At 72.4% G+C, this 25655-nt stretch carries 27 protein-coding genes; 13 read left to right on the top strand and 14 right to left on the bottom strand.

Features of this window, described 5'->3' with window-relative positions; all coding sequences use genetic code 11:
• Window positions 1-11 precede the first annotated feature (11 nt).
• Together OEIGOIKO_RS37525 and fdh are read right to left on the bottom strand one after the other, a co-directional pair.
• A complete protein-coding gene (locus OEIGOIKO_RS37525) occupies window positions 12-1001 on the bottom strand; it encodes a 4Fe-4S dicluster domain-containing protein (protein ID WP_246177812.1) in 990 nt (329 codons plus the stop codon).
• Window positions 998-4246 (bottom strand): formate dehydrogenase, encoded by a 3249-nt coding sequence (gene fdh / locus OEIGOIKO_RS37520; protein WP_125057772.1) that lies wholly within the window; start codon window positions 4244-4246, stop codon window positions 998-1000. The genes OEIGOIKO_RS37525 and fdh overlap by 4 nt, the downstream gene beginning before the upstream one ends.
• Window positions 4247-4734: 488 nt before the next feature.
• Here fdh and OEIGOIKO_RS37515 point away from each other — a divergent pair, with 488 nt between their 5' ends.
• The 6 genes from OEIGOIKO_RS37515 to OEIGOIKO_RS37490 all read left to right on the top strand — a co-directional run bounded on the left by OEIGOIKO_RS37515 (window position 4735) and on the right by OEIGOIKO_RS37490 (window position 10342).
• Window positions 4735-6213 carry an aminotransferase class I/II-fold pyridoxal phosphate-dependent enzyme gene (locus OEIGOIKO_RS37515; RefSeq protein WP_125057771.1) on the top strand — a complete coding sequence of 493 codons (1479 nt, stop codon included), beginning with the start codon at window positions 4735-4737 and terminating at the stop codon, window positions 6211-6213.
• Between the two features lies 1 nt (window position 6214).
• A complete protein-coding gene (locus OEIGOIKO_RS37510) occupies window positions 6215-6760 on the top strand; it encodes a cysteine hydrolase family protein (protein WP_125057770.1) in 546 nt (181 codons plus the stop codon).
• Between the two features lie 463 nt (window positions 6761-7223).
• Window positions 7224-7415 (top strand): hypothetical protein, encoded by a 192-nt coding sequence (locus tag OEIGOIKO_RS37505; RefSeq protein WP_032926801.1) that lies wholly within the window; start codon window positions 7224-7226, stop codon window positions 7413-7415.
• Entirely contained in the window at window positions 7412-8239 is an 828-nt protein-coding gene (locus OEIGOIKO_RS37500) for a hypothetical protein (protein WP_125057769.1), read from the top strand. Before OEIGOIKO_RS37505 ends, OEIGOIKO_RS37500 begins: the two co-directional genes overlap by 4 nt.
• A 10-nt stretch (window positions 8240-8249) precedes the next feature.
• A complete protein-coding gene (locus OEIGOIKO_RS37495) occupies window positions 8250-9194 on the top strand; it encodes a DUF6895 family protein (protein ID WP_125057768.1) in 945 nt (314 codons plus the stop codon).
• Complete coding sequence (locus OEIGOIKO_RS37490; RefSeq protein WP_246177810.1) at window positions 9191-10342, top strand: serine hydrolase domain-containing protein; 1152 nt, start codon at window positions 9191-9193, stop codon at window positions 10340-10342. Before OEIGOIKO_RS37495 ends, OEIGOIKO_RS37490 begins: the two co-directional genes overlap by 4 nt.
• A gap of 112 nt (window positions 10343-10454) precedes the next feature.
• Here the strand turns inward: OEIGOIKO_RS37490 and OEIGOIKO_RS37485 are convergent, their stop codons facing one another.
• Entirely contained in the window at window positions 10455-11075 is a 621-nt protein-coding gene (locus tag OEIGOIKO_RS37485) for a YigZ family protein (protein ID WP_125057767.1), read from the bottom strand.
• A gap of 239 nt (window positions 11076-11314) precedes the next feature.
• Between OEIGOIKO_RS37485 and OEIGOIKO_RS37480 the strand changes: the two genes are divergently transcribed.
• Together OEIGOIKO_RS37480 and OEIGOIKO_RS37475 are read left to right on the top strand one after the other, a co-directional pair.
• Entirely contained in the window at window positions 11315-11722 is a 408-nt protein-coding gene (locus OEIGOIKO_RS37480; RefSeq protein ID WP_125057766.1) for a CoA-binding protein, read from the top strand.
• Between the two features lie 55 nt (window positions 11723-11777).
• Window positions 11778-12275: a GNAT family N-acetyltransferase gene (locus OEIGOIKO_RS37475; protein WP_125057765.1), complete on the top strand. Its 498-nt coding sequence runs from the start codon at window positions 11778-11780 to the stop codon at window positions 12273-12275.
• 27 nt (window positions 12276-12302) lie between these two features.
• On the opposite strand, the gene OEIGOIKO_RS37470 is transcribed toward OEIGOIKO_RS37475, so the two are convergent.
• The 3 genes from OEIGOIKO_RS37470 to OEIGOIKO_RS37460 form a co-directional block, all read right to left on the bottom strand.
• A complete protein-coding gene (locus tag OEIGOIKO_RS37470) occupies window positions 12303-13412 on the bottom strand; it encodes a helix-turn-helix domain-containing protein (protein ID WP_125057764.1) in 1110 nt (369 codons plus the stop codon).
• 327 nt (window positions 13413-13739) lie between these two features.
• Window positions 13740-14306, bottom strand: coding sequence for a YbaK/EbsC family protein (locus tag OEIGOIKO_RS37465; RefSeq protein ID WP_125057763.1), 567 nt, complete (start codon window positions 14304-14306; stop codon window positions 13740-13742).
• Between the two features lie 44 nt (window positions 14307-14350).
• Entirely contained in the window at window positions 14351-15058 is a 708-nt protein-coding gene (locus tag OEIGOIKO_RS37460) for a TetR/AcrR family transcriptional regulator (protein ID WP_125057762.1), read from the bottom strand.
• 65 nt (window positions 15059-15123) lie between these two features.
• Between OEIGOIKO_RS37460 and OEIGOIKO_RS37455 the strand changes: the two genes are divergently transcribed.
• On the top strand, window positions 15124-15450 hold the full coding sequence (locus tag OEIGOIKO_RS37455) for an STAS domain-containing protein (RefSeq protein ID WP_125048591.1): 327 nt from the start codon (window positions 15124-15126) through the stop codon (window positions 15448-15450).
• A 116-nt stretch (window positions 15451-15566) separates the two neighbouring features.
• On the top strand, window positions 15567-16784 hold the full coding sequence (locus tag OEIGOIKO_RS37450; RefSeq protein WP_125057761.1) for a cytochrome P450: 1218 nt from the start codon (window positions 15567-15569) through the stop codon (window positions 16782-16784).
• Between the two features lie 81 nt (window positions 16785-16865).
• On the opposite strand, the gene OEIGOIKO_RS37445 is transcribed toward OEIGOIKO_RS37450, so the two are convergent.
• Complete coding sequence (locus OEIGOIKO_RS37445) at window positions 16866-17858, bottom strand: DUF3048 domain-containing protein (RefSeq protein ID WP_371859039.1); 993 nt, start codon at window positions 17856-17858, stop codon at window positions 16866-16868.
• Window positions 17859-18073: 215 nt separating this feature from the next.
• Between OEIGOIKO_RS37445 and OEIGOIKO_RS37440 the strand changes: the two genes are divergently transcribed.
• Window positions 18074-18859, top strand: coding sequence for a Mut7-C RNAse domain-containing protein (locus OEIGOIKO_RS37440; protein WP_125057760.1), 786 nt, complete (start codon window positions 18074-18076; stop codon window positions 18857-18859).
• A gap of 31 nt (window positions 18860-18890) precedes the next feature.
• On the opposite strand, the gene OEIGOIKO_RS37435 is transcribed toward OEIGOIKO_RS37440, so the two are convergent.
• Window positions 18891-19736 (bottom strand): acyltransferase, encoded by an 846-nt coding sequence (locus OEIGOIKO_RS37435; protein ID WP_246177808.1) that lies wholly within the window; start codon window positions 19734-19736, stop codon window positions 18891-18893.
• Between the two features lie 138 nt (window positions 19737-19874).
• On the opposite strand from OEIGOIKO_RS37435, the gene OEIGOIKO_RS37430 reads away from it, so the two are divergent.
• Together OEIGOIKO_RS37430 and OEIGOIKO_RS37425 are read left to right on the top strand one after the other, a co-directional pair.
• The gene (locus tag OEIGOIKO_RS37430) at window positions 19875-20366 is read left to right on the top strand and encodes a DUF6328 family protein (protein ID WP_125057759.1); all 492 of its coding nucleotides are present in this window, start codon (window positions 19875-19877) and stop codon (window positions 20364-20366) included.
• A 132-nt stretch (window positions 20367-20498) separates the two neighbouring features.
• A complete protein-coding gene (locus OEIGOIKO_RS37425; protein WP_125057758.1) occupies window positions 20499-21104 on the top strand; it encodes a flavodoxin family protein in 606 nt (201 codons plus the stop codon).
• A gap of 28 nt (window positions 21105-21132) precedes the next feature.
• Here the strand turns inward: OEIGOIKO_RS37425 and OEIGOIKO_RS37420 are convergent, their stop codons facing one another.
• The 6 genes from OEIGOIKO_RS37420 to OEIGOIKO_RS41960 form a co-directional block, all read right to left on the bottom strand.
• On the bottom strand, window positions 21133-22173 hold the full coding sequence (locus tag OEIGOIKO_RS37420) for an SDR family oxidoreductase (RefSeq protein WP_125057757.1): 1041 nt from the start codon (window positions 22171-22173) through the stop codon (window positions 21133-21135).
• Window positions 22170-22289 carry an LPFR motif small protein gene (locus OEIGOIKO_RS43660; protein ID WP_275126499.1) on the bottom strand — a complete coding sequence of 40 codons (120 nt, stop codon included), beginning with the start codon at window positions 22287-22289 and terminating at the stop codon, window positions 22170-22172. The genes OEIGOIKO_RS37420 and OEIGOIKO_RS43660 overlap by 4 nt, the downstream gene beginning before the upstream one ends.
• Before the next feature lie 21 nt (window positions 22290-22310).
• On the bottom strand, window positions 22311-23195 hold the full coding sequence (locus OEIGOIKO_RS37415; RefSeq protein WP_125057756.1) for an SDR family oxidoreductase: 885 nt from the start codon (window positions 23193-23195) through the stop codon (window positions 22311-22313).
• 405 nt (window positions 23196-23600) lie between these two features.
• Window positions 23601-24068 (bottom strand): DUF5709 domain-containing protein, encoded by a 468-nt coding sequence (locus OEIGOIKO_RS37410; RefSeq protein ID WP_125057755.1) that lies wholly within the window; start codon window positions 24066-24068, stop codon window positions 23601-23603.
• A gap of 141 nt (window positions 24069-24209) precedes the next feature.
• Window positions 24210-24605 carry a DUF2795 domain-containing protein gene (locus OEIGOIKO_RS37405; RefSeq protein ID WP_125057754.1) on the bottom strand — a complete coding sequence of 132 codons (396 nt, stop codon included), beginning with the start codon at window positions 24603-24605 and terminating at the stop codon, window positions 24210-24212.
• 176 nt (window positions 24606-24781) lie between these two features.
• Entirely contained in the window at window positions 24782-25519 is a 738-nt protein-coding gene (locus OEIGOIKO_RS41960; RefSeq protein ID WP_170251968.1) for a GAF and ANTAR domain-containing protein, read from the bottom strand.
• Between the last annotated feature and the right edge of the window lie 136 nt (window positions 25520-25655).

The raw sequence follows: 25655 nt of genomic DNA, 5'->3' as shown, positions 1-25655 counted from the left end.
CTCCTCTTCCCTCATCGCCTTCCCTTCCGTCCGGTGGCTCCGGTGGCACGTCCGAACTGCTTCAGCGCGGGCCCGGCGAACGCCAGCGCGACACCGCCGGCCAGCGAGAGCGCCGCGGCGCCCGCGTGCTTCCACATGGCGGGCAGGTCGCGGGTGGTGACGACGGGGTCCGGCGGCAGTCCGTAGACCTCGGGTTCGTCGAGGAGCAGGAAGAACGCGCCGTCCCCGCCGACGCCGTCGTCCGGCTCGTGCCCGTACAGCCGCGCGTCGGTGACGCCTGCCGCGTGCAGCTGGTCGACGCGGAGCGCGGCCCGTTCGCGGAGTTCGTCCAGCGGCCCGTACTGGATGGACTCGGTCGGGCACGCCTTGGCGCAGGCGGGTTCCTGTCCGGCGCCGAGCCGGTCGTAGCACATCGTGCACTTGAAGGCGCGGCCGTCGGAGGGGCGTTGCTCGATGACGCCGTACGGGCAGGCGGGGACGCAGTAGCCGCAGCCGTTGCAGATGTCCTCCTGGACGACGACCGTGCCGAACTCGGTGCGGAAGAGCGAGCCGGTGGGGCAGACGTCCAGGCACGCGGCGTGGGTGCAGTGTTTGCAGACGTCGGAGGCCATCAGCCAGCGCAGCTCACCGCCGGTGCCGCTCCCGTCCTCCGTGTCGGCCAGCGGCAGTCGCGTACGTCCTTCAGCGGTGGGCGGCCCGCCACGCGGCGGCGCCTCCGGCCCGTCACCCGCCGGCACCTCTTGTTCGATGAAGGCCACATGCCGCCACGTGGAGGCCCCGAGCCCCTGCGTGTTGTCGTAGCTCATGCCCGAGAGGGACAGCCCGTCCTCGGGCAGGGCGTTCCACTCCTTGCAGGCCACCTCGCACGCCTTGCAGCCGATGCACACGGAGGTGTCGGTGAAGAAACCGGTACGGGGCGGCGCGCCGGAATGGCCGGCGTCCCCGGCCGGGTCCGGTTCGACGCCGCTGAGCAGGTGGTCGCCGAGCAGGTGGTCGGTCACGGTCGGGGCTCCGTTCCGGTGGTCTCGTCGATGCCGGCGCGCTGCCGGTAGGCCGCGACCAACTCCGGCAGGCCGGGTCCGCGGGGGCGGCGGCCCGGCCGGATGTCGGCGGTGAGCGCCTTGTCCTCCTGGATGTGGGCGTTGGGGTCGAGGGCGATGGCCACCAGTTCGTTGGCGGCGTCGCCGGTGACCACGCCGTTGGGTCCCCAGTGGAAGGGCAGCCCGATCTGGTGGACGGTACGGCCCTGCACGGTCAGCGAGGCGATCCGCCGGGTGACCAGGACCCGGGCCTCGATGGCGTTGCGCGCGGTGATGATCGTGGCCCAGCCCATGTGCTCCAGCCCGCGTTCGGCGGCGAGCTGCGGGGAGATCTCGCAGAACAGTTCCGGCTGGAGTTCGGCAAGGTAGGGCGACCAGCGGCTCATGCCGCCCGCGGTGAAGTGCTCGGTGAGCCGGTGGGTGGTGACGATGTACGGGTAGACGTCGGCGCCCGGTTCGTCGCCGCTGGGGTGGTAGCGGTTGCCCTCGTGGGGGTGCAGGCGGCGGACCGGGGAGCGCGGCGTCGACGGATACAGGGCGTTGCCGAACGGGGAGTCCTGCGGCTCGTAATGGGTGGGCAGCGGCCCGTCCACCAGGCCGGCCGGCACGTACAGCCAGCCCTTGCCGTCCGCCTGCATGATGAACGGGTCGTCGCCGCGCAAGGCGTCGGGTCCGGTCGCGCCGTCCGGCGGCTCGTAATCGGGCGCGCGGTCGGGAATGAAGTCCGGCACGTCGTGCCCGGTCCACTTCCCCGCTCCCGCGTCCCACCACACGTACGCCTTGCGTTCGCTCCAGGGGGTGCCGTCCGGGGCGGCCGAGGCCCGGTTGTAGAGAATGCGGCGGTTGGCGGGCCAGGCCCAGGCCCACTCCTCGGCCACCCAGTCCTGCTCGGTGTGCGGCTTCTTGCGGGCCGCCTGGTTGACGCCGTCCGCGTAGACGCCGCAGTAGATCCAGCAGCCGCACTTCGTCGAGCCGTCGTCCTTCAGCTCCGTGTACGCGCTCAGCGGTCCACCGTCCGGACCGAACCCGTTGATCTCGGCCAGGACGGCCGCGGCGACCGGCTCCTCCAGCGGACCTTGCACCGGATAGTCCCAGGTCAGGTCCTGTACGGGCCGGTCCATGGGGTCGGTGGAGGCGGCCAGCTTCGCCTTGACGCGCCGGCCGAGGTGGTACATGAACCACAGGTCGCTGCGGGCGTCGCCCTCGGGTTCGACGGCCGTGTGGTGCCATTGCACCCAGCGGTTGGTGTTGGTGAAGGAGCCGGACTTCTCGGTGTGCGCGGCGGCGGGGAAGAAGAACACCTCGGTGCCGATGTCCTCGGTGCGCAGTTCGCCGGTCTCGGTCTCCGGGCCGTCCTGCCACCAGGTCGCCGACTCGATGAGCGAGAAGTCCCGGACGACCAGCCATTCCAGGTTGGCCATGCCCAGACGTTGCAGGCGGGTGTTGGCGGAGCCGACGGCCGGGTTCTCCCCCATCAGGAAGTAGCCCTTGCAGGTGCCGTCGAGCTGCGCCATGACGGTCTCGTACGTGGCGTGGGCGCCGGTCAGGCGCGGCAGGTGACCGAAGCAGTAGTCGTTGTCGGCGGTGGCCGCGTCGCCGTAGTACGCCTTGAGCAGGCTGACGAAGTAGGCCCGCATGTTGCCCCAGAAACCCTTCTCGGTACGGCTCGACCGGACGAAGGTGCCCAGGTCCTCGTGTGCGTGGGCGTGCGGCATCGGCAGGTAGCCGGGCAGCAGGTTGAAGAGGGTGGGGATGTCGCTGGAGCCCTGGATGGAGGCGTGGCCGCGCAGGGCCTGGATGCCGCCGCCGGGGCGGCCGATGTTGCCGAGGAGCAGTTGCAGGACGCTGGCGGCCCGGATGTACTGCGCGCCGACCGAGTGCTGGGTCCAGCCGACCGCGTAGACGAAGGCGCTGGTGCGGTCGCGGCCCGAGTTGGCGGTCAGCTCCTCGCACACCCGCAGGAACGTCTCCTGCGGGACCCCGCAGATCCGCTCGACCATCTCAGGGGTGTAGCGGGCGTAGTGGCGCTTCAGCACCTGGTAGACGCAGCGCGGATGCTGGAGTGTCTCGTCCCGCGGCGGCTGCCCTCCGGTCCGCGCCCCGCCGGAACCGTGCTGCTCCGGCCCGCCGGCCTCCTGCACCCGGGCCTCGTACAGCTCGTCCACCTCGCCCGACGGCGCCTGGACGTCGACACCCTCGTACTGCCAGGTCAGGGTGTCGTAGTGAGTACCGTCCTCGCCCAGGCCGGAGAAGACGCCGGCCAGGTCCTCGGTGTCCCGGAAGTCCTCGCCGACCAGAGTGGCGGCGTTGGTGTAGTTCAGGACGTACTCACGAAAGTCCTTCTCCTCCGTCAGGACGTGATTGATGATCCCGCCGAGGAAGGCGATGTCGCTGCCCGCCCGCAGTGGTACATGCAAGTCGGCCAGAGCACTGGTCCGGGTGTACCGCGGATCGACATGGATGACACGGGCACCACGTGCCTTCGCCTCCATCACCCACTGGAAGCCGACGGGGTGCGCCTCGGCGAAATTGGATCCCTGGATGACGATGCAGTCCGCGTGCTGGAGATCCTGCATGAACGTGGTCGCGCCACCGCGCCCGAAGGAGGTGCCGAGGCCCGCGACGGTGGAGCTGTGACAGACCCGGGCCTGGTTCTCCACCTGCACCACGCCGAGGCCGGTCAGCAGCTTCTTGATGAGGTAGTTCTCCTCGTTGTCCAGAGTGGCGCCGCCCAGGCTGGCGATGCCCAGGGTCCGCGCCGTGTAGAGCCCCTCGTCGGACTCCCACTCCCAGGTACGGCGGCGGGTCTCGACCACCCGGTCGGCAACCATGTCCATGGCCGTCTCCAGATCCAGCGGCTCCCAGTCCGTCCCGTACGGACGCCGGTAGAGCACCTGGTGGCGGCGGGACGACCCGGTGGTGAGCTGGAGCGTCGCCGAACCCTTGGGACAGAGCCGACCACGGCTGACCGGCGAGTCCGGGTCACCCTCGATCTGGACGACCTTCTCGTCCTTGACGTACACCTGCTGGCCACAGCCGACCGCACAGTACGGGCAGACGGAACGCACCATCCGATCGGCGGAGTCCGTGCGCGGGCGCAGCCGCTCCGTGTACGGCGACATCGCGGCGCGCCCCCGGCCCAGCGGGTCGCCCCCGGTCAGCTGCCGGTACACGGGCCACTCGCGAACCCGTTTGCGCACGCCCATCGCTCCTCCTCCAGCGGGTCTGCGGTCTGCCACGGCGGGTGCCCCGGCGGCGGTACCTCCTCAAAGGCTCGCCCGCCGGAGGCCCCGCGGCGAGCGGTGGCGGCAAGCGGCGGCAGGCCGGCGCCGCCGACGCGATGGCGGGTTCCCCGCACTGGCCAGGGAAAACCCGTGTGGAACGGCAGAGATCCACAAGGCCCGGGGCGAGCTGGACGGAAGCACTTGCGAACACCCCGGGGCCGCCCTGCCCCCATACGGGTGAGCACCGCTTCCCACCACCCGCCCCGCGAGCCTCACCCCCAGGAGAGGCGGACCCCAGTGTCATTGAAACCTCCCCCCCACCGAACTCGGCTCGCCAAACCGGCCGGAGTTGGCCCCCTGCGCGCCCCCGCCCCCACCACGAAAGCAATGCGAACCGTGCGTCAGCACACCTCCCGCGCGCGAAGCGCGCCCCGTGATTGACCCACCCACCCCCGGGGAACCCCTGCCGCATGGCTGTCGATCACACACAGGCACCGGTACTGGAGGCGCTGTCCCGCTACCGTCAGGCTGGGGAGGTCTCCTTCACCCCACCGGGCCACAAGCAGGCCCGCGGCGCCGACCCCGCGGTGCGGGAGGTCCTGGGCGACGCAGTCTTCCACGGTGACCTACTGGCTTCCGGCGGTCTCGACGACCGGCTCGGCACGAGCCGAGTGCTGGACCGGGCCGAAGCACTCATGGCGGACGCGGTGCACGCCTCGCACACCTTCTTCTCCACCTGCGGCAGCTCCCTGTCCGTCAAGGCGGCGATGCTGTCCGTCGCGGGCCCGCACGAGAAGCTGCTGGTCGGACGGGACGCGCACAAGTCGGTGGTGTCGGGCCTGATCCTGTCCGGCGTCCGGCCGATCTGGGTGGACCCGCAGTGGGACGAGGAGCGCCGGATCGCCCACCCGCCGTCGGTCGAGGCGTTCGAGCGGGCCTTCGAGGAGCACCCCGACGCCCGCGGCGCGCTGGTGACCAGCCCGACACCGTACGGCGCCTGCGCGGACCTGGACGCGCTGGCGCGGGTGTGCCACCGGCGGGGACGCCCGCTGGTGGTGGACGAGGCGTGGGGAGCGCACCTGCCGTTCCATCCGGACCTGCCGTCCTGGGCGATGGACGCCGGCGCCGACGTCTGCGTGACGAGCATCCACAAGATGGGCAGCGGCCTGGAACAGGGCTCGGTGTTCCACCTGCGGGGCGACCTGGTCCGGCCGACCGTACTGAAGTCACGGGCGGACCTCTTCGGCACGACCAGCCCTTCGGTGCTGCTGTACGCGGGTCTGGACGGCTGGCGGCGGCAGATGGCCCTGCGGGGCCGTGACCTCCTGGGCCGGGCCCTGGACCTGGCCGCGCGGGTACGGGCCGCCATCGAGGAGATCGACGGACTGCACGTCAACGACCGGGCCGACTTCTGCGGCCCGGGGCTGGCCGACGACTTCGACCCGCTGCCCGTGGTGATCGACGTGAGCGGGCTCGGCACGTCCGGCTACCGGGCCGCGGACTGGCTGCGCGAACACCGTTCCGTCGACGCCCACCTCGCCGACCACCGGCGGATCAGCGCCCAGCTCACCCACGCCGACGACGACGCGACCACCGCGATTCTGCTCGACGCCCTGCGCGACCTGTCGCGGCACGCGGCGGATCTGCGCCCGGCCCCGGAGGTCGAGGTGCCGACGCCGGGCGAGCTGCGGCTGGAGCAGGTGTGCCTGCCGCGCGACGCCTACTTCGGCGAGGTGGAGGACGTACCGGTGCACGCGGCGGCGGGCCGCGTCGTGGCCGAGATGCTGACCCCCTACCCGCCGGGCATCCCGGCCGCGCTGCCCGGCGAACGGCTCGACGGGCCCGTGGTGCGGTACCTGACGAGCGGGGTGCGGGCCGGGATGAACGTGCCCGACGCGGCCGATCCCGAGCTGAAGACGGTCCGGGTACTCGTCGAAGGGAACGGCTGACATGCGGACGGCGCTCATCGTGATCGACATGATCAACACGTACGACCACCCGGACGCCGAGCAGTTGCTGCCGTCGGTACGCGAAGCGCTGCCCGGCATGCTGCGCGTACTGGAGCGGGCCCGTGCGAAGGGGTCGGACGTCGAAGTCATCTACGTCAACGACAACTTCGGCCGGTGGCGCTCGCACCATGACGAACTCGTCCGTACGGCACTGGACGGACCGCACTCCGACCTGGTGGAACCCCTCCGCCCCGACGACGACTCGCTGTTCGTGGTCAAGGCCCGGCACTCGATCTTCTACGAGACGCCGCTGGCGTACCTGCTCGGCCAGCACGGCATCGGACGGATAGTGCTCTGCGGCCAGGTGACCGAACAGTGCGTCCTGTACTCGGCCCTCGACGCGCACATCCGCCACCTGGACGTCACGGTCCCGCGCGACGCGGTGGCCCACATCCACGCCGACCTGGCGGACGCCGCGCTGCGGATGATGGAGCGCAACATGGGCGCGGACGTGACCGACTCCACGGCGGACGGTCTGTTCGGCTGACACCGGACGCGTGGCGCGCGCCACCGATCCGACACCGCTCGGCGGATTGTGACCGAGGCGCCGATGATCAGGCCCGCACCGAAGCCCGCCCAGAAGTGACCCGCCGTCATGTCGAAGCGTGCGGCGGACAGTGAAACGCCCCGTTCCACGCTGAAGTTGGCGACTGCGGCGACGACCACGGGCCCGGCGTCGAAGAGTTCGGCCATGAGGGCGAGCCCTTTCGCAGCGTCGGTGCGACGGTGCTACCGGTTCGAAGCGCGGGCGACACCTGCAGCCCCGCACAACCCCGTCCAGCCCACACAGCCCGCTCGACACCGCGCGGAGATTGTCCCTGCGCGCAGCCGTCTCCGCCACCCGAAAGGTTTTCCGGCACCAATGGTCGATATGTCGACTTTAGAGTACTTTGGTAGGTGGCATCGGGGGCATCACCGACCTTGGTGATGACATCTCTTCGAGGGAGCGAATGATGCTTGCCCAGACCCTTCAGCCCACTGGCCTCACACTCGACAAGGAAGCACTGGGGTGGGTGGCGACCCAGCCCGAAGCCCCGCTGAGCGACGCGCCGGTCCCCGCACCGCACGGCGCCGCATGGGGAGTTCTGCTCCTGGGCCTCCTGATCTCGCCCAAGGAGCCGAAGGAAACGAAGCGCCGGTGATCTCCGAGCGTTCCCGGACCGCCCACAGCGAATCGGCCGACCAGTTGGCCCGTCGCGCCCTCGATGCCCTCCGGGGCACCGGGGGCGCCGCCGTGGCCGCGAGCCACGTGGAGGCCGCGGCGGCGGAGTCCGGGGGCGACCCGGCGGTGGCGCTGGGCGCCGTCCGCATCCTGGGGGCGGACGTTCTCGCACCGTACGTACTGACCGGTCAGCCCCCGCCGGCCGGTGACACAGCCGCCATCGGCCTGGCACTCAGTGCCCTCCCTCCGGACGAGACGCCACCCCCCGCCCCGCCCGCGGGCACCGAGGAAGCGTGGACCATGGCCTGGATCGACTGGGGCCTCGCCACCGTGCTGGCCCGCCTCGACCCCGCCGACTCGCCGGTACGCGCAGCGTCCCTCCCCCAGGGCCCTCCCCGGTGCGGCGATGCCACGCCCCGCAATCTGCCGCCGACCACCGACACGGACGGTGGCGACCGCCAGGGCACCCCCGGCACCCCCGTACAGGAGGGCTGGATCTCCTGGTCCGTACGCATGGGCAAACTGGCCTCACTCGCCTTGCCGGGACTGGACGGACCGGTGCACGACGCCGCCCGGGCCGGCGCTTTGGGCCTGGCCCGCGGTGCCACCCGTGCCACCCTGCGACGGGACCACCCCACCGCCGCCCGGATCACCCGCTGGCTGGCCTGGCTCCATGCCGACGGGGTGAAGCTGCCGCTGGACCCCGCCGCCCTGACCGAGAACACCGGGCTGCTCGGCGGCGGCGACCGCCCCGCGCTGGACACCGCCATCGCCCGCCGACTGCTCGGCCTGGAGGACCTGTGAGTGACGAGACATGAGTCCGGCCCCGGCGCAGACCGCGCACACCATCGGCTCCCGGGCGCTGGCCTGGCTGCACGCCAACCGCGAGCACGGGAAGCTCTCCGACTGCCCGCGGGCGGACCTCGTCGACGACGCCGACACGTACAAGGGACTGGGCGAATCGGCGCTCGCCGCCTCCCTGGTCCTGCGCAGCGGTGTCGCGGGAACGGCGGAACTCGCCCTGGCCCGTGAGCTGCTGGAGTTCTGCTGGCAGCAGGTGGACAACGGTGCGCTGCTGTACGAGCGGCTGCTGCGGCACCCGCTCAAGACGGACCCGATGGAGACCTACGCCCACTTCGTCCGCGGCGGCTACCGCCACCCGCAGTTGGAGCGGCTGGCCGCCCACACGGTCACGCTGCGCTCGACGCACGCCGTGGAACACGTACCGAACCGGCGGCTCGCGGTCGCCAACTCCGCACGCGTCATCGGCCTCGACCACGGACCGGCCGCCTACGACTGGGCCACGCTGACCCGGGCGACCTGGCTCGGCGCCAGGCCCGAACCCTGGCACATCGACTGGCTGACCGGCTACGGCGTCACCCACGTCGCCTTCCACCTCACCGACTGGGGCCGGCTGCCCGACCGGCTCCCCGACGATCTCGCGGAGTACCTCACCCGGTGGCTCCCGGTGTGGACCGAAATCTGGGCGGAGTGCGGTCAGTGGGACCTGATGGCCGAGCTGATGATCGTCGGTGCCTGTCTGCCGGAGCCCTGGACGGAGACCGACGACTGGCAGCGGCTGATCGGCCTCCAGCGCGAGGACGGCCTGGTCCCCCGCGACGACCAGCCCGTCGAAGGCGACCCGGCCGAACTCTTCGACGCCCACCAGCACCCCACCGTCGTGGCCGTCGTCGCGGGCACTGTCGCCCTCACCCGGGCGCTGGGCGGCGCGGGACAGCCAGGCGCAGCCGGCCCATGATCCAGCCGATGGCACCGGCCGCGGCAGCGCCCGGCCTGCCCGTAGGGCTGCGGTGGGAGTCGGCGGAAGCGCTGCTGTCGGCCGCCCCGGGCGCGAGTGCCGTCGCCGTCGGCCTGTACCGGCGCGGACAGCGGTCCTTTCTCGTCCGGGGCAGCACCGCACGCGAGGGCGGGGTGCCGGTGGAGCCGTCCACCCGTTTCGAGATCGGTTCGCTCAGCAAGACGTTCACCGCGCTGCTCTTCGCCGAGCAGACCGCCCGGGGCGAGGTGGGGCACCACGATCCGGCCGCCCGCCATCTGCCCGCGGGGACGTGCGTCCCCGTACGCGGTACGGACATCACCCTCACCCACCTGGCCACCCACACCTCCGGCCTGCCCCGCCTGCCTCCGGGGCTGCTGCGCTCCGGCATCCGCCGTCTCCCGAGCAACCCCTACGCAAGCTTCACGCGCGCGGACGTGCTGCGCGCCCTGGCCCGTACCCGGCTGCGATCCCGGCCCGGCACCCGCGTGCGCTACTCCAACTTCGGTGTCGGCCTCCTGGGGCACGCCCTGTGCGGGGCGGCCGGCGGGCTGCCGTACGAGGATCTGCTCGCGGCCCGGGTCCTGCGGCCCCTCGGTCTGCACGACACGAGCGCCACCGCCGGTCCGCCTCCCGGCGGCACGCAGGTCACCGGCTACGGACACGGCCGTCCCCGCCCGCCGTTCGCCGTTCCGGGTCTGCCCGGTGCCGGTGCCGTCCGCTCCAGCGCCCGCGACCTGCTGACGGTGGCCGAGGCGCTGATCCGCCCGGGGGGCGCGGACGTCACGGGCGTGGGCGTTTCGAGCGATCTCGGCCTGCGGCACGCAGCCGTCACCGGCGCGCCCTCGGCGCTCTTGCGTACCGCCCTGGAGGACGTCACCCGCCCCCGTCTCGCCCTGCCCCGCACCACGTCCCGGCTCGCCCTGATCTGGAACATCCGCCTCCGGGCCGACGGCCCCGGCCTCTACCACCACTCGGGCGGCACCCGCGGCTGCACCGCCTTCGTCGCCTTCAGCCCGCGGCACGACACGGCGCTGGTCGCGCTGGCCAACTGCGCGCCGGGCCTCCGCGCCCCGTTCGTCCAGCAGGCGTACGACACCGTGTCGGACCTGCTCCGCACCCCGGCCTGACCCAGTCCTGATCCCAGCCTGGCCCAGTCCTGATCCCGGCCTGACCCCGACCTGGCCTGGTCCAGTCCTGATCCCGACCCGCCCCGGATCTGACCGCGGCCTGGCCCGGCCTCTACCCGTACGCCTCGCCGCCCAGTTCCAGACCCGCCGTGCCCGCCGTCGCATCGGCCAGCCAGCCACGAAAGGCGTCCAGGTCCGCTTCCGGCAGCCCGACCTCGATCCGTACGTCGGACCCGTACGTCACTTCGCGCACCGCCCGGCCCGTGGTCCGCAGGTCGTTCTCCACCCGCCCGGCGCGCTGGTGGTCGACGGTGACCGTGACCAGACGGAAGCGCTGCCGGGTGACCGTACCGAGAGCGTCCAGGGCCTCCCCCACGACACCCCCGTACGCGCGGATCAGACCGCCCGCCCCGAGCTTGATGCCGCCGAAGTAGCGGGTGACGACGGCGACGACGTACCTGACCTCGCGGCGCACCAGCATCTGCAGCATCGGCACCCCCGCGGTTCCGCCCGGTTCGCCGTCGTCGCTGGCCTTCTGCACCCCGCCGTCGGCACCCAGGACGTACGCGAAGCAGTTGTGCCGCGCCGTGGGGTGCTCCTTGCGGATACGCGCGATGAAGTCCTGGGCCTCGGTCTCGGTCGCGACGGGGGCGAGCGCGCAGATGAAGCGGGACTTGTTGATCTCGATCTCGTGAACACCCTCGCGCGCGAGAGTCCGGTACTGCTCCTGCATCAGGCCACCCTATGCGCCGCCGGAGGCGCCGGGCGCACCCCCGTGCGCACCCCGTCCTGCGGTCCCCAGGCGGAACCGCGCGCGCATCGGCAACCGGCGCCCGCCAAAGATCGCGGGGTCCGCCGGGATCCGCCGGAATCCGCGGGAATCTTCACCCCCTCGCACACGTTCTCGCATCAGACGGCCGCCGACGCGCGGTCGCATCCGACGGGCCCCGGTCCGACCCACGGGAGGCAGTTGTGTACGGCGATCCGGCGACGATCCGCAGGATCCTTCGGGACTCCGGCGACACCTGGGCCGTCGTGGGCCTGTCCACCAACCGGAACCGCGCCGCGTACGGCGTCGCCGGCGTCCTCCAGCGCTACGGCAAGCGCATCGTCCCGGTCCACCCGAAAGCCGAAGCGGTCCACGGCGAGCAGGGCTTTCCGAGCCTGGCCGCCATACCGTTCCCCGTCGACGTCGTGGATGTCTTCGTCAACAGCGACGCCGCAGGCGCTGTCGCCGAAGAAGCGGTCGAAATCGGCGCCAAGGCGGTCTGGTTCCAGCTCGGCGTGATCGACGAAGCGGCCTACGAGAAGGTCAGGGCCGCCGGGCTGGACATGGTGATGGACCGCTGCCCGGCCATCGAGATACCGAGGCTGGGCTGAGCCCCGGCATGCGGCTCAGGTGCCCGGCGTGCCGTCCTTCAGGCAGCGTCCGGGCATGATCGCGGTACGTGCTGCGGGGCCCGGGGACGCCGAAGAGATCGTCCGGCTGCGCCGGTTGATGTTCCGGGCCATGAACGGACGGGACGAGGGCGGTGCGTGGGAGCGGCTCGCGGTCGAGAGTGCGCGGCGACAGCTTTCGGACGCGGCGCCGTGCCTGGTCGGGTTCGTCGTGGAGGCCGATGACGGCGCCGGGTTGGCGGCGTGTGCGGTGGGGCGGGTCGAGGAGCGGCTGCCGGCTCCGGGGCACCCTTCGGGGCTGTTCGGCTTCGTGTTCACCGTCTGTACCGATCCGGCGTACCAGGGGCGCGGTTATGCGAGGGCCACGACCGAGGCGCTGCTGGAGTGTTTCGCGGAGCGGGGTGTGTCGCGGGTGGACCTGCACGCCACGCCCGACGCCGAACGGCTGTACCGGAGCCTCGGGTTCGCGGAGCACTCCACGCCGTTGTCGCTGGATGTGCGTTCCCGGGGCGGGCGGAGCGGCGGACGAGGGTGAGTTCCGGCGCTTCCGGGTGGGCCGGGGTCAGGGTGCGGGGTCGATGAGGAAGGACTGTTTCTCGCGGCCGGTGCACCGTTGCAAGGTCACCTCGGCCCCGGCGGTCGTACGGGCGTCGCGTACGCCGAGGCACTGCTCGCCGTCGGTGCGGAAGATGTAGCGGGCGGGCTTCCCGCCGTCCGCCTGCCGGGTCGATCCGGAGGGCCCGGGACCCGGGCCGGAGTCGGAGCCGGGGCCGGACCGGGGGTCGGGGCCGGGCCGGAGGTCGGGTTCGACTCGGAAACTGCTGGCCTGGGCGCAGGACTCCCACGGTTCGAGCAGGCCGTCCGCCGTCCCGCCCGACAGAGCCTTCAGGCAGCCCTTCCCGTGCTGGGGGTGCACCCACGCGATGCGGTAGGTACCCGTACCCACCGGTTCGAGTTCGGTGCGCTGCGGTGCGACGCCCCCGCACGGCCGCTGGACCGCCACCAGTGAGCTGTAGCGGCCGTCCTGGACGCGGCCGTCGGTCACGCACAGGGTGGGCGCTCCGGCCGGGCGAATCCGTATCCAGCCGGCGGGAACCGCGGCGTTCCGGGATCGGGCCTCGGGTTGCGGAGTCACAGCGGAGGGCGGACTGCCGGATGGCGGGTTGCCGGAGGGCGTATCGCCGGAGGGCGTGTCGCCGGAGGTCGCCATCCAGGCGATGGCAGCGGCGACGGCCAGAGGGAGAACGATCGCCGATGTGATCAGCAGAGGCCCGCGGCGGGTGTCACGGGTCCTGGCTCCGGTGTCCTCGGGCGCCCCAGCGGCCTGCGGCGGCGTCTGTTCCGTCGCGGCCGACCCCGCCGGGGCCGGTTCCGTCTTCGCCGTACGTGACCTGGCGGCGACATCCGCGCGGGCGTCGAGCCAGGCCGCGGCCCGGTCGCTGCTTTCGCCGCAGGCGCGTACGAAGACGGACAGGACTTCCGGGCGGGGCAGGCGTCTGCCGCTCAGGACGTCCGCGAGGGTGCTACGGGCCAGCACCTCACCCTGTTCGGCGGCGCGCTGTTCGAGCTGCCGGTACGTCAGCCCCCGGCGCTCCTTGAGTTCCCGCAGCATCGCGAGGAATTCGGCCACGTCACGGGCCTCGGCCGGGTCCGTGTTCCCCCTGGTGTCCATGGCGCGAATGATCGGGGCACTGCCTCCCGTACGGCTATTGGAGATTCCGCCAAGACTGCCCGATTCCGGACGGCGGCAGGGCAGGAGCCGGACATCGACCGGCCACAAACCGGACGCACCCGGAACCTTCCGGACAGCGCGCCGACCAGCTCGGACACGCGGCACCGCGCCCCGGACGCCCCCGGACACCCTTAGACACCCCGGACGCCCCCGGACACCCTCAGGCACCCCGGATGCCCCCGGACACACCGACGCCTCGGGACGCGGCACCGGGCACCCCGGCCGCCCCGCCGCTCCGGGCGGCTTCTCGGGCAGCGACCAGCCGCCCTACTCCCCCGGCACCGTCCCCAGCCCGTCAAGAACGGTCACCCCGGGCAGTTCGGCCAGGGCCTTGCCCGGCACGATGAGCTTGCCGCGCCGGCTGCCGCTGCCGATCAGCGCGTACGGGGTGTCCACCACGGCCGCGTCCAGGAGCAGCGGCCAGCTTCCGGGCAGTCCGATCGGGGTGATGCCGCCGTACTCCATGCCGCTCTCGCCGACAGCGGTGTCCATGGGAGCGAAGGACGCCTTGCGGGCTCCGAGCTCGCGCCGTACGGCTCCGTTCACGTCGACCCGGGTGTGCGAGAGGACCACGCAGGCGGCGAGCGTGACGGCACCGCCACGTTTGCCCGCCACGACGACGCAGTTCGCCGACTGCTCCAGGAGCCAGGAACCGTGCTGCTCGACCAGGACGGCGGTGTCCGCGATCGCGGGGTCGGTGTCCACATAGTGGAACTGTTCGACGGGCACGGTGCCCTGCCAGTCGCGGATCGCGGCGGCGACCGGGCCGGGCAGCAGGTCCAGGCAGTCGAGGGCAGGGCGTACGTCGTCGAAGGCGTCCATGGGCTCGGGCATGGCGCCCAAGCTAACAGTCCGGCCGGACCGTACGGAGTGCCGTCTCAGCGGGCGGTCCGGGGTGGGCCAGGGTGCGCGGGGCCGCCGTCGTCACGGGCAGCCGGGCCGTCGCCACCGGCAGCCGGGGCATCGTCTGCGTCAGCCGGACGATGCCGTTCGATGAGCGTACGGGCCATGTCCTGGGCCCGCCGGGCGGCCTCGGTGTCGCCCTCGGCCGCCGAGATGATCGACCCCTTCATGAGGATGTGCCAGGACCGGGCGAAGTTCTCGGTGTCCCGGAGTCCGGCTTCCTCGGCCAGGGACCGCAGGATGGCGCGGATGTTCTCCAGGTGGGCGATGCTCGCCTTGCCCAGCGGATGCTCCCAGCCCATCTCCAGCAGGACGTTCACGAAGGTGCAGGCGTCGAAGTCGGGCCGGCGGAACCACTCGTCGAACACGTCGAAGACGGCCAGCAGCCGCTCCTCCGGGTCCGCGCCCAGCCGCCGTGCCCCGGCCTCCACGTAGCCGCGGGTCCAGCGCTCCTCGCGGCGTTCGAGGAACGCGAGCACCAAGGTGTCCTTGGAGGGGAAGTTGCGGTAGAGCGTGGCTTTGGCCACACGGGAGCGGGCGATCACCTCGTCGACGCCGACCGCCCGGATCCCGCGCCGGGAGAACAGCTCGTAGGCCGTCTCCAGGATGCGCTCGCGCGCCTGGGCGGGCGGACGGACCGCCGGCACCGCCGTTCCCACGGCCGTCGCGTCCCCTGGAGCCATCGTGTCCCCCTGACAACGTGGTGATGATTGTGGACAGGCTCGTCCGACCCTGACACGGTAAGGGCATGGCCCCTGAGACAGAACTGTCTGGCCCGGACTTCCTGAACATCTTGACGGTCCGCACCCGGCTGCACGGCGACCGGGCCGTACTCAGCCCGAGAGGAGAGATCGACTGCGTTTCCGTACGCCTTCTCGACCAGGCTCTGGCCGGTCTGCCGTCCATGACCAGCAGTGTCACCCTGGACATCGCGGAGGTCACCTTCATGGACTCGGCGGGCCTGCACTTCGTGGAGCGCCTGCACGCCTTCGGCCACCGGCGCCGCATCCTGGCCCGCACCCGTAACTGGGGCAGCCAGCCGAGCCGGCTGCGGGAAGCCGCCCGCCACCGCTGACCCGCCACTCCTGAACACCCGCCGCCGGCCTGCCCGCCTGGGGAACTTCCGCGCGGCGGCCGGCTCCGTACGGCACCGGGGTGGCCACAGCGGGCTCCGGCGGTTAGCGTCCGCGCATGGCAGGAGCCCAGGCAGTCTTCGATCCCTGGTCGCCCGATTTCGTCGCCGACCCGTACCCCGCCTACGCCGAACTGCGTGCCCGTGGCCGGGTGCAGCACTTCGAACCCTCCGACCAGTGGCTCGTCCCGCACCATACGGACGTCTCGGCCCTGCTCCGCGACCGCCGGCTGGGCCGTACCTACCGGCACCGTTTCACCCACGAGGAGTTCGGGCGCACCGCGCCGCCGCCGGAGCACGAGCCGTTCCACGTCCTGAACGACAACGGGATGCTGGACCTGGAGGCGCCCGCCCACACCCGTATCCGCCGCCTGGTCGCGAAGGCGTTCACGGCCCGTACGGTCGAGCGGCTGCGGCCGTACGTCGAGGACCTGGCGGACCGGCTGGTCCGGGACCTGGTCGCGGACGGCGGCGGGGACCTCGCGGCGCGGGTCGCGGAGCCGCTGCCGGTCGCGGTGATCGCCGAGATGCTCGGTGTGCCGGAAGCGGACCGGCATCTGCTGCGGCCGTGGTCGGCCGCGATCTGCGGCATGTACGAGCTGAACCCGTCCGCCGGTACGGCACGGCGGGCGGTCACCGCGTCCCGTGAGTTCTCCGGCTATCTGCGGGAGTTGATCGCCGCGCGGCGGGCGGTGCCGGGGGACGACCTGGTCTCCGGGCTGATCGCCGCGTACGACGAGGGCGAGTCGCTCAGCGAGCAGGAGATGGTCTCGACCTGTGCCCTGCTGCTGAACGCCGGTCACGAGGCGAGCGTCAACGCCACGGTCAACGGCTGGTACGCGCTCTTCCGCCACCCGGCGCAGCTGGCGGCCCTGCGCGCGGACCCGGCCGGGCTGCTGCCCACGGCCGTGGAGGAACTGCTGCGCTACGACACGCCGCTTCAGCTCTTCGAGCGCTGGGTGCTGGACGACATCGAGATCGACGGCACGGTCGTCCCGCGCGGCAGCGAGGTGGCGCTGCTCTTCGGGTCGGCCAACCGCGATCCGGCGGTCTTCGCCCGGCCGGACGAGCTGGACCTCACCCGTAAGGACAACCCGCACATCTCCTTCAGCGCCGGCATCCACTACTGCATCGGTGCTCCCCTGGCCCGCCTCGAACTGACCGCCTCGCTCGCGGCATTGCTGCGCAGGGCTCCGTCGCTACGGCTGGCCGCCGTCCCGGAACGCAAGCCCAACTTCGTGATCCGGGGGCTGCGCGGCCTGCTGGTCGAGGTGTGACGGGACGCGTCGGCGCGCGCCGGACCGGCCTCGCACCGCGGGCCGTGCCTCCCGCCGGTCCCGGGAGCCCGCCGTCGAGGCCTACCCGGCCCCGCCGCCCACCGCATCCTCCGGTACGTACACCACCCACACCTGGCCCGCCGCGAAGTTGAGCGGTGTGCCGGCCGACGCCGTGGTGAAGTCCGTGCCGCCGTCGGGGGACGGCCGCGTCCAGTGGGCCTCGTACGCCTTGCCGTCCCGCAGCACCCGCGCGGGCCCGGAACCGGTGGTCTCGGTGTACGGGGAGTAGGCGCCCCAGCGGTCGTGGTAGCGCGAGGGGCGGATCCGTACGCCCTGGACGACGACGGTGGGGGCCACGAGCCGCTGCCCGGAAGCGGTCCTGGCCGGTGCGCCGTCCATGGACACCAGCCAGCCGCGCCGCTCCGCCGACCAGTCGAAGGTGAAGCGTGCGGCCGGGTAACGGGCCGTGTAGGAGGGCGTGCTGCGTCCGCCCGACGGCGCGGCGCCGAAGCGGAAGCCGATGTCGCGGGCGGTGCTCGCGCCGGAAGCCGCCTTGAGGGCGCGTTCGGGGCGCAGGTAGAGGTTGTGCGGCGCCGCGCGGTCACGGCCACGGAAATACGCTTCGGCGGTCTTCCCCGGCGGCTGCGGGTACAGCGGGGCCGCCTCGACGACGGGCTCCAGCTTCGCCTGCGTGCCGGAGTAGGCGAAGGCGGGGTGGCCGAACTGGCGCAGCAGTTCCAGGTCCGACTCACGGGCGCTGCGTACGGGGCCGACAGCCTCCGGCAGCCGGGAGGAGTAGACGGCCAGCAGCCGCGACAGTCCCGACTCGACCCGTTCCACGTAGACGATGTCGGCGGCGTCGAGGCCCGTCTGGGGGCGCGCGGCACGTACGTTGTCGATCTTCACGGCGAGCACCGGGGCGGCCCGCGCGGCCTTCCCCGTGAACGGCGAACGCCCGGCGGGCGTCCCGCTCTGCTGGCAGCCGCTCGTCACACCCGCCAGCAGGAGGCAGGCCAGTGCCGCTCCCAGCGGCGCTGCACGTCTACCCGTCAGCGCCGTACGTCGGCCCGTCAGGGCCGTACGTCTTCCCGACGGCGCCGTACGTCCTCCCGCCGGCCCCGTATGCTTCCTCGCTCGCACCGCCGTCCTCCCGTCAGTGCCACCCCGCCCGTCGAGGACACCACAGGAACGGCCGCGTGGCGAGAGGGCGCAGGCGGCCCCGCAGGGGGCGGCGGGGTCCCGGATGGCCCGGTACGCACCGCGCCACGGCGCGATGGCATGCTGACGGCGTGAACCGACCCGAGATCCATTGCACTGTCGCCCCTGAGCTGCGGCTCTTCGTCCCCGCCGACCGGCGCCAGGGCCGTACCGCCCTGCGCACCGACGGGACCTCCACCCTCGGACACGTCGTGGAATCGCTCGGTGTGCCGCTCACCGAGGTGGGGCGCCTGCTCGTGGACGGGCGGGAGGTGCCGGTGTCGCACGTCCCGCGGGACGGTGAGTCGGTCGAGGTGTGCGCGGTCGGACGGCCGCAGGAGGTGCCGGGCGCGCCGCTGCGGTTCCTGCTCGACGTGCATCTGGGGACCCTCGCGCGACGGCTGCGGCTGCTGGGTGTGGACGCGGCGTACGAGAGCGAGGACATCGGCGACCCGGCTCTGGCCGCGCGGTCGGCAGCCGAGCGGCGGGTGCTGTTGTCCCGGGACCGCGGTCTGCTGCGGCGGCGTGAGAACTGGGCGGGGGCGTACGTCTACAGCGACCGCCCCGACGAACAACTGCGCGACGTGCTCGGCCGGTTCGCGCCGGAGCTCGCGCCGTGGACCCGGTGCACCGCTTGCAACGGTCTGCTGGAGGAGGCCGAGAAGGGCACCGTCGAGGAGCGGCTGGAGGGCGGTACGCGGCGTACGTACGACGTGTTCGCCCAGTGCACCGTCTGCGACCGGGTGTACTGGCACGGCGCGCACCACGCGCGCCTGGAGGCCGTCGTCGACGCGGCGGTGCGCGAGTTCGGCGGCGCCGCGGCCGCTCCCGGTGGCGGTACCGCCGTACCCCGGGACGGCTCTGCCGCGCAGGGGTGAGGCGGGACGCGAGCCGTCCCCACCGCGTCCCTCAGGAAGCGTCGGCGGCCGCCCCCGGCACCGCCGTGCCGCGCCCGGTCACCGCCGTGCCGCGCCCGGTCACCGCCGTGCCGTGCTCCGGCTCCCCGGACAGCGCACCGTCCGCCGTGGCCTCCAGCGCGGCCAGGGCCATCAGCTCCCTGGACGTCACTCCCTCGGGCACCGGCACCGGCGCCGGAGTGCGCAGCGGCGGCTGCCACCCCGCCTCCGGGTCCCAGGAGCGGACCACCTTGGCGGGCGCCCCGGCCACCACCGCGTGGTCGGGCACCTCGCCCCGTACGACCGCTCCGGCGGCGACCACCACGTTGCGGCCCAGCCGGGCGCCCGGCAGTATCACCGCCCCGGTCCCCACCCAGCCGCCCGGCCCGATCGTGACGGGCTCGCTGCGCGGCCACTGCTTGCCGACCGGCAGTTCGGGGTCGTCGTAGCTGTGGTTGGTGGTCGTGACGTACACACCGGGGCCGAAGAAGCAGTCGTCGCCGATGGTCAGCCGGACATCGGCGATCACATGGCTGCCGCGGCCCAGGACGACGCCGTTGCCGAGGGTGAGGATCGGGTCGGCGCCGAGGTCGAGGCCGGGCATCATCCCGGCGGTCAGCGTCACGTCCTGGGCGATGATGCAGTACTCGCCGATCTCGATCCACGGGTCGCCGAAGACGGTGCCCTGCGGGAAGGCCAGCCGGGTGCCCGCCCCCAGCCGGCGGAACCGGTACGGCCCCGGGCGCTCGGTGGTGACGGCGCCCGCCTCCCGTACCCAGCGCGCTCCGCGGTGCACCGCGCGGGACACCGTCCGGCGGCGCCACGCCGCCACGGATGAGAACACGTTCTTCTTCGGCACCCGCTCACCGTACTCAGGCCGGTGCACCGCCCGCCCCGCCACCCCCTGTGATCTTCACCCCACCGGCGGCCGGGTGCGGTCCCGCCGACGCCCGGGCACCGACGGGACAGCGCCCGGCGGCCCGCCTATCGTTGGGACATGGAACCCGCCGAGCAGGCTGTCGACGGTCGTCACGAGTCCGCCGAAGAGCGGGCCGACCGGCGGTGGAACGAACTGCTGCAAGAGGTCCGGGTGGCCCAGACCGGCGTACAGATCCTCTTCGGCTTCCTGCTCACCGTCGTCTTCACCCCCCGCTTCGCCTCCCTCGAACCGGTCGACCGGGCCATCTACGTGGTGACGCTGTGCCTGGGCGCGGCCGCCAACGGCGCCCTCATCGGGCCGGTCGCCTTCCACCGGCTCGTCACCGGGCTGCACCTGAAGGCGCAGACGGTCGCCTGGGCGTCCCGGCTGACCGTCGTCGGCATCGTGCTGCTGCTCGCCACGATCATCTCGGCGTTCCTGCTCATCCTGCGCATCGCGCTGCACGACAGCGCCGTCCCGTGGATCGTCTCGGCTCTGGTCGCGTGGTTCCTGCTGTGCTGGTTCGCGCTGCCTGCTTGGGCCCGGCGCCGGTACGCGCGTGGCAGGTGAACGCCGTCGTGCCGCGCCGTACGTCCGCTCCGTGTCGAACGGCGGGACGCGGGCACCCGGGGTACGGTCCACACCACAGGTGACCCGAGCACCACGGTCTGCTCACACCCTGTCGATCCCCGAGGAGCTGCCATGATCCGCGCCCTGGCGTTCGTCTGCACCCTGAACCCGTCCCCCGCCTCCTCCAGCAGCCAGTTGCTGGCGGACCAGGTGCTCGCCGAACTGGGCGACCTCGGGGTGCAGTGCGAGTCGGTACGCGTCGCCGACCACGACATCCGCCCCGGCGTCGCCACCGACATGGGCGACGGCGACGCCTGGCCGGGCCTGCGCGAGAAGCTGCTGGCGGCCGACATCGTGCTGCTGGCCACCCCGATCTGGCTCGGCCACCCGTCCAGCCTGTGCCAGCGGGTGCTGGAGCGGATGAACGCCGACATCTCCGAGACGGACGAGCAGGGCCGGCAGCTGATGTACGGCAAGGTCGGCGCCGTGGCCGTCGTCGGCAACGAGGACGGCGCGCACAAGGTGAGCGCCGACCTCTTCCAGGGCCTCAACGACCTTGGCGTCTCCCTCGCCCCCAACGCCGTCACGTACTGGGTGGGCGAGGCGCAGCACGGCACGGACTACCAGGACCTGGACGAGCGGCCGAAGAACGTGGCCGCCACGACGCGCACGCTCGCCGTGAACGCCGTGCACCTGGTGCGGCTGCTGCGCCAGTACTCCTACCCGCCGTCGTCCTGACGGGCCGGGCGGCGCCCCCACCTGTGCCTCATCTGCCGCGCCTGCCGCGACGTACGGGCCCCAGTACGGCACCCACCGCCGCTCCCGCCGCGGCCGAGGCGGCCGCCACCAGGACGGGGTGACGCGCGAGGGCCGCCTGGGGCGAGTGCGGGTGAGAGCTGTCGTCGAAGACACCGTGCGCGCCGTGATCGACGCCGTCCGGCCCGTCCGCCGGCTGCCACAGGTTCTCCGGCCGGTGCGCTTCCGCCCGCTGGTCCGTCTGCTGCGCGGCGTACCCCGTACGGGCGAGACAGCGGTCCAGGAGCGCGGGCGCGACCCGGTTGCCCAGGATGGTCGCCACCGTGGAGAGGCCGACGTAGTACTGCTTGCGCCGTGGGTGGGCCGCCGCGTGCAGCACGGCCCGCGCGGCGACCTCCGGCTGATAGACCGGGGCGACCGGCCGGGGTGTCTTCGGCAGCCGGGACAGCACCCAGTCGAACTGCGGCGTGTTGACGGCCGGCATCTGGACGACGGTGATCGCCACCCGGCTGCCCTGGTGCAGCAGTTCGGTGCGGACGCTGGACGTGAAGCCGTTGATGGCGTGCTTGGCGCCACAGTACACCGACTGCAGGGGTACGGAGCGGAAGCCGAGGGCGGAGCCGACCTGCACGATCGCGCCCGCGTCCCGTGGCAGCATCCGCCGCAGCGCGGCCCGGGTGCCGTTGACGAATCCCAGGTACGTCACCTCGGTGGCGCGCCGGTACTCGTCCGCGTCGACCTCCGTGAACGGCGCGAACACCGTGCTGAAGGCGTCGTTGACCCAGACGTCGATCGGCCCGAAGGCGTCCTCCGCCGCCCGGGCCGCCGCCTCCACCTGCTCCGCGTCGGCCACGTCGGTGGGCAGCACCAGCGCCCGGCCGCCCCGCTCCTCGACCTCGGCGGCCGCGGCGTCGAGTCCGGTACGGCCGCGGGCGAGCAGGGCGACGTTCGCGCCCTGCGCGGCGAAGAGCCGGGCGGTCGCGCGGCCGATCCCGGCGCTGGCGCCGGTGATGACGACGGTCCGCGGTCCGGGCCGGTGCCGGCGGCTCACCGGGCACCGCGCGAGGCGCCGCCGAAGAGGCGGGCGAGGGCGCGGAAGGGCAGGGTGACGACGGAGGCGAGCGTGCTCCCGATGGCGCGGAACACGTCGGCGATGGCGCTGAGCATGGGAACCTCCCTGGACGCCGGCTACGGCAGCGGGGTGCCGCCGGTCGCGTTCACGATCTCCGAAGTGATGTAACTGGCCTGCTGGGACGCGAGGAAGACATAGGCGGGCGCCATCTCCACGGGCTGCGCCGCCCGCCCCAGCGGGCTCTGCTTGCCGAATTCGGTGGTGTCCGGCAGCGTCGCGGGGATCAGCGGGGTCCACACCGGCCCCGGGGCCACCGCGTTGACGCGGATGCCGCGCTCGGCGAGGTCACTGGCCAGCGCGTGGGTGAAGGTGACGATGGCGCCCTTGGTGGTCGCGTAGTCGAGCAGCTGCGGGCTCGGCTGATACGCCTGCACGGACGTCGTGTTGATGATGCTGCCGCCCTCGGGAATGTGCGGCAGCGACATCTTGGAGAGCCAGAACATGCCGTAGACATTCGTGCGCAGCACCCGGTCGAACTGCTCCGTGGAAATACCCTCGATGCCCTCGGACTGCGCCATCTGGTAAGCCGCGTTGTTGACCAGGACGTCGATACGGCCGAATTCCCGCACCACCCGGTCGACCAGCGCGCGGCACTGCTCCTCCGTACGGATGTCGCACGACACCGCGAGGGCCCGCTGCCCCGCTTCCTCGATCAGCCGGACGGTTTCCTTCGCGTCCTTCTCCTCTTCCTCCAGATACGTGAAGGCGACGTCCGCCCCTTCACGGGCGAAGGCGAGCGCGACCGCGCGTCCGATGCCCGAGTCACCGCCGGTGATCAGCGTACGGCGGTCCCGCAGCCGTCCGGTGCCCTCGTACGACGTCTCGCCGTGGTCGGGCCGCGGCGTCATGTCGTCCGTAGCGCCCGGATGCGGCTGGTCCTGCTGGGGGAATTCCGGCTTCGGGTGCTCGTCCACGGGATTGCGCTGGTCGTTCCCGGTCATTGTCGATACCTCCACGTGCTGATGTGTCTACGCCGGTACCCGCCTTGCCGACGCGAACACGTGACGTTTTCTGTCCTTTCCGGCCCGGGTGCTGGAGCGGGTCCCGTGCATTTCCACCAGGTCTCGCAGAGTCCCCACGAGAAGGCAAAGGGGAAGGGAAAAAGGCGACGGCGAAGCCCAGTACCGGCGGACGCCGTTTCCGGTGCAGGGGGAACAGCGGCCGGACATCCACCGCCGACCTGTCACAGCTCAGCAAGGCCGAACTGTACGAACGCGCCACCGAGGCCGGCCTCCCGGGCCGGTCCTCGATGACGCGTGCGGATCTCGTCGCGGCCCTCTCCGGCAGCGGCCCAGCCCGTCGACGCGCCGGACCGTCAGGCGTCAGGCTGTCGACGCGTCAGGCCGTCAACGCGACAGATCGGGATCGTCGACAATGTGCACCGCGGCCTCCTCCGCCGACGCCGCGCCGCCGTCGATCCCCACGTCACGGCCGATCTCGTCGTTGCGCAGCCGCAGCGCGTCGCCCTCGTCGGTGCCGGTCATCCGGCCGGCGCGCTCGTCACCCACCTGGCGGTCCACCGGTTCGCCCTCGGCGTCCTGCTGGTCGCCGATGCCGTCGCCGTCCGGCGGTTCGACGTCCGGCACCTCCTTGGCGAGCCGTTCGTCGAGGCTCTCGCCCTCGCGCTGCTCGTTGGCGGTGGTGCCCGTCTGATTCACGGCCAGCGGCTTTTCGGGGGGCGAATACCCCTGGTCCAGCATGTCGTCGTAGTCCGGCTCGTCGAGAGCGTCTTCCATGTCGAGTTCGTCGGACGTTCCCTGGTTGTCGGACGCGGTCGGCTGATACACCTCGTCGCCCATGGCTTCATCGGACATGACAGCTCTCTTTCCGGCGCGGTGCCGGTCTCCCGCCCGCTACGGGCCTTTCGGCACGGCCCGTCGTACCGGGCGTTCTCCGGCGACATCGGTAACCGTCGGTGACGGTCGTTCGGGTTCTCGTGCGGTCGCGGTGCCCCGCTACCTGCTGAGCCCCAGTGATTCCACGATGCGCTGTGCGTTCTCGTACCGCTCGTTCTCCGGAAGGCGCTGCGCCAGTGCGACCAGCCGGTCCGGGGCATTGTTCTCCCGCAGCGTGCTGACGATGGTGTCGCGGTCGGCCGGATACAGACTCCGGCGCAGGTGCTGGGCCATTTCGGTACGGATTTCCACGGCCTGCGGCGTCATGCCGTCCGGAACGCTGCCCGGCGCGGGGCCACCGGCGGTCCGGCTCACCTCGGGCTGGTCCTCGCCGGCGGGCTCCAGTTCGTGGTCCTCTTCGGCGCGCAGTGCGCGGTCGGCCTTCAATTCGCCCTGGAGCTCTTTCTTCATCATGTCGTCCCGGGCCGGGCCGGCCTTGTTCGTACCGTGATCCATTGCTTCTCTGCCTCCAGGACTCACCGAATTCTTTCCGTTCCCGCCCCGCACGTCCCACCCCTTTCGTGCCATGCGTTACGGAGTGCCCGCCGGACCTTTCGCGAAACAGCCCGAAGCCGAGAGCGAACGCGGGAACGGCCGGCACCGTGGCGGCCGGACCGGCACGGACGCACCGGTCAGCGGGGCGCGGGCCGGGCGAACGGGCCGGATTCGGCCGGTCCGCCGAGGACCTGCCGGGCGACCTCGGTCAGCTTGCGCTGGTGGGCGCGGGCGTAGCCGCGCATCACCTGGAACGCGTCGTCGGGGGTACGGCCCTGCCGCTCGGCGAGCGCGCCCTTGGCCTGTTCGATGATCACCCTGCTGTCCAGGGCGGCCTGCAGCTGCCCGGACCGGACCCTGAGGTCGCGCAGGTCCCTGCGGTACGCCAGTCCGATGGCCACCGCGTCGGCCAGCGCCTGCCCCGTCGCGACCTCCCTGCGTGCCAGCGCCCGGTGCTCGTGGAAGAAGTTGAGGGAACCCAGCCGACGGCTCCGGTAACGCACCGGCAGGGCGGTCGCCGCACTGAACCCCTCGTCCAGCGCCTGAGTGGTGAAGCGCGGCCAGCGGGCCCGGTAGTCCGGGTGGCTCAGCGGTACGTCGGTGAGCCTCCGCCCCGTACGCCAGGCGTCCCGGCAGGGCCCCTCGTCGAGCGCGGCCTCGACGCGCCCCAGCCGCGCGGCCGCGTCCCCGAAGCCCACCGCCAGCGCGGGCTGCCGGTCGCGCGCCATCAGCACACCACTCGCCTGCACCCCCGGGAGCCGTACGCAGTACTCGGCGAGCCGCTCCACGGGGCCGGTCGCTTCCGGTCCCGTGGCCGGGTCGGCCAGTTCCAGCAAGGCGGTGATCAGCGATTCTTCCCGGTCGGACGCTGACATGGCAGGCTCTCCCTCCGACAGGCCGCTCCAGCGGCTGTCGCTCTTGGGGCGAATGCGCCACCCCGGATATGCCCCCGGGTATCCCGGAACCGGCCGGACAAGCTCCTGGCAGAGGCTCGGGCGTGCACCGGGGCGC

This window comes from Streptomyces paromomycinus (genome assembly GCF_003865155.1).
GTDB classification, from domain to species: domain Bacteria; phylum Actinomycetota; class Actinomycetes; order Streptomycetales; family Streptomycetaceae; genus Streptomyces; species Streptomyces chrestomyceticus.
The sequence above is the reverse complement of the archived record's forward strand: the minus strand, read 5'-3'. Positions and strand labels throughout refer to the sequence as shown.